Source organism: Prosthecobacter sp. (genome assembly GCF_014879935.1).
Classification (GTDB): Bacteria; Verrucomicrobiota; Verrucomicrobiia; order Verrucomicrobiales; family Verrucomicrobiaceae; genus Prosthecobacter.
This window is the reverse complement of record NZ_JACSRD010000014.1, coordinates 1-2,939: the sequence shown is the minus strand read 5'-3', so window position 1 is coordinate 2,939 and position 2,939 is coordinate 1. Positions and strand designations below refer to the sequence as shown.

Annotated in this window: 3 protein-coding genes; 2 read left to right on the top strand and 1 reads right to left on the bottom strand. The window is 63.3% G+C overall.

The window, feature by feature from the left end:
* The first annotated feature begins 167 nt into the window (after window positions 1-167).
* Window positions 168-1,067 carry a TIGR01777 family oxidoreductase gene (locus IAE77_RS00175; RefSeq protein WP_294219631.1) on the top strand — a complete coding sequence of 300 codons (900 nt, stop codon included), beginning with the start codon at window positions 168-170 and terminating at the stop codon, window positions 1,065-1,067.
* A 15-nt stretch (window positions 1,068-1,082) separates the two neighbouring features.
* On the top strand, window positions 1,083-1,961 hold the full coding sequence (locus IAE77_RS00170) for an HAD family hydrolase (protein ID WP_294219630.1): 879 nt from the start codon (window positions 1,083-1,085) through the stop codon (window positions 1,959-1,961).
* 1 nt (window position 1,962) lies between these two features.
* Here IAE77_RS00170 and IAE77_RS00165 read toward each other — a convergent pair.
* Window positions 1,963-2,939 (bottom strand): SDR family NAD(P)-dependent oxidoreductase (locus tag IAE77_RS00165; protein ID WP_294219629.1); only part of this gene is annotated, 977 nt, incomplete at its 5' end.

Sequence of the window (2,939 nt, the reverse complement as noted above, 5' to 3'; positions counted from 1 at the left end):
CCCCTCGCCGCTCGCCCCCCGACCCCTCGTCGCTCGACCCCTGACTCCTCGTTGCTCGACCCCTGACCCTTCGCGACGGGTTCGCCGGAATGAGAAGTGAATGGACACCTTCGCGCCCGTGCGATGGGATTGACGAACCAGCGGCGAAGCTGGAGCGTAACCTCCGCATGCGCATCGGCATCACAGGCGCGACGGGTTTCATCGGCGGCCATCTGGGCCTGCTGGCGCAGAGTTGTGGTCATGAGGTGATCGCTTACACGCGGTCAGCCGGTTCTGTCGTGCCAGTGGCCTGCGAAACCCTGCATCAGCCGCCGAACGCGCCGCATGCGCTGCCTGAAACCCGGCTGGACGCTCTGGTCCATCTGTCCGGCGAGTCTTTGATGGGACTGTGGACGCATGAGAAGCGGGACCGCATCTGGAAGAGCCGGGTGGACTTCACGGAGGCCCTGGTGGCCCACCTCGGCACCTGGAAGGGCGAAAACCGGCCCAAAGTCTTCGTCTGCGCCTCCGGTGCGGGGTTTTACGGCACGACCACCGCAGGGCCCGTGGATGAGAAATCCCCCAGAGGCGGAGGGTTCCTGGCCGATGTGTGCGCGGGTTGGGAGAAGGCAGCGCAACGGGCCGAACAAGCCGGCAGCCGGGTGATCCTGCTGCGCACGGCGATGGTCCTGGGCCGGGACGGCGGGGCGTTTCCGCTGTTGAAACGTGTGTTCGGCCTCGGATTGGGCGGCAGGCTTGGCTCTGGCGAGCAATGCATGTCGTGGATTCACGTGGATGACGCCACCCAGATCATTCTGAAGGAGATCGAAACGGAAACCGTGAGCGGCCCGGTGAACCTGGCCGCGCCCGAAGCGGTGACGAACGCCGAATTCACCCGGAAGCTGGCCGCAGTGCTGAAGCGCCCGGCTTTTTTCCATGCGCCGGCCCTGGCTCTGCGTCTCCTGCTGCGGGGCATGGCGGAGGAGATGCTGCTGGGCGGCCAGCGAGTGATTCCTGGCGTTGCGACGGGGATGGGCTACACTTTTTCCCATCCCACTCTCGACAGCGCCCTGAAGGCGCTGGTTTGACAACCCGCACTCCTCATGGCCGCGCAGCAGACCACCATCGGCATCATCTACGATTACGACCAGACGCTCAGCCCCACCTACATGCAGGATGAGACGCTGTTCCCGCATTTCGGGATCAATCCGCCGCAGTTCTGGAAGCGCAGCCGCGAGCTGGTGGACAACGAAGGCTACGATGGCGAGCTGGCCTACCTGAAGTGCATGCTCGACTACCTGGACATGGACCGGCCGACCAATGAGGACCTGCGAAAGCTGGGAGCGAAGCTGAAGTTTTACAAAGGCGTGCCGGAGCTCTTCGAGGAGCTGAACGCCGTGCTCAACGACCAGCACCGCCTGCTGGGCGTGAAGATCGAGCATTACATCATTTCCAGCGGCCTGAAGGCACTCCTCGACGGCTCGGCGCTGGCAGGCCATGTGAAGCGCATCTTCGGCTGTGAGTTCGGTGAGGACAAAAACGGCCGGATCACCTTCCCGAAGCGCGTGATCAGCCACACGACGAAGACGCAGTACATCTTCCGCATCAACAAGGGCATGCTGGAGCCGCACGAGGATGTGAACGACCACATGGCGCACGAGCTGCGGCCCATCCCGTTCCAGCACATGATCTATGTCGGCGACGGCCCCACAGACGTGCCCTGCTTCACGCTGATGAAGCGCTACGGCGGCCACGCGGTCGCCGTGTATAACCCGGATGAGGCCAACCGCGCCAGCTTCCGCAAGTGCTACCAGCTCACCGGGCTCGCCGACCGCGTGAAACACATCGCCCCCGCCGATTACCGCCCTGGCAGCCACCTGCGCCTGCTGCTGGAGGAGATGATCCTCGAAATCGCCGACGGCATCGTGCGCAAGAAGCGCCAGGAGATCGAAGAAGGCACTGTGTCAGCGCCGCATTTCTGATTTAGCACACCGCAATCCCGCGCGCCCGCATGTCGCGGAACCATTCGACGTATTTGGGCACACCTTGGGCGATGGCGGTGGTCGGCTTGAAGCCGATGAGGGCGTTCGCCTTGCTGACATCGGCGGATGTCAGGGGCACGTCGCCAGGCTGCTCGGGGAGCTGGTTGATGGTGGCTTTTTTCCCGACCGCCTGCTCGATGGTGGCAATGAGGTCGTTCAGGGAGACGTTTTGCGAGCCGCCCAGGTTGAAGATGTCGTTGATCGGCCCGGTGCGGTAGTTGAGCGCTCCGATGATGCCATCGACGATGTCGGTGATGTAGGTGTAGTCCCGGCGGGTGGTGCCGTCGCCGAACTTGTCGATGGGTTTGCCGTCCTCAATGAGGCGGGTGAACTTGGAAATGGCCAGGTCGGGGCGCTGGCGCGGGCCATAGACGGTGAAGAAGCGCAGGTTGACTGTCTTGATGCCGTAGAGGTGGCCGTAATTGGAGCACATCTGCTCGCAGGCCATTTTCGTCATCGCATAGGGGCTGATGGTCTGGAGAATGGGGTCCGCCTCGGCGAACGGCACCTTTTTGTTCACGCCATAGACGGAGGAGCTGCTGGCGCAGACGAAATGCTTCACGCCGGTGCGGCGGGAGGCCTCCAGAAGGTGGAAGGTGCCCTTGATGTTCGTGTCGATGTAGAGTTCCGGCTGCTCGATGGACGGACGAACACCTGCCCGGGCTGCGAGGTGGATGACCGCGTCGAACCGCCCAGCGTCGAAGGTTTCGCCGACAAAACGCGGATCGGTGATGTCGCCCTCGCGGAAAGTCACCTGTGAGCCCAGGGCGCGGAGGTTTTCACGCTTGATGGCTGGATTGTAGTAGTCGTTGAGGCTGTCGATCACGGTGATGCGGCCCGCGTCATCGCGCAGGAGCCGTTCGACGGTGTGGGAGCCAATGAAACCGGCGCCGCCGGTGACGAGGATGTTCATGCGGC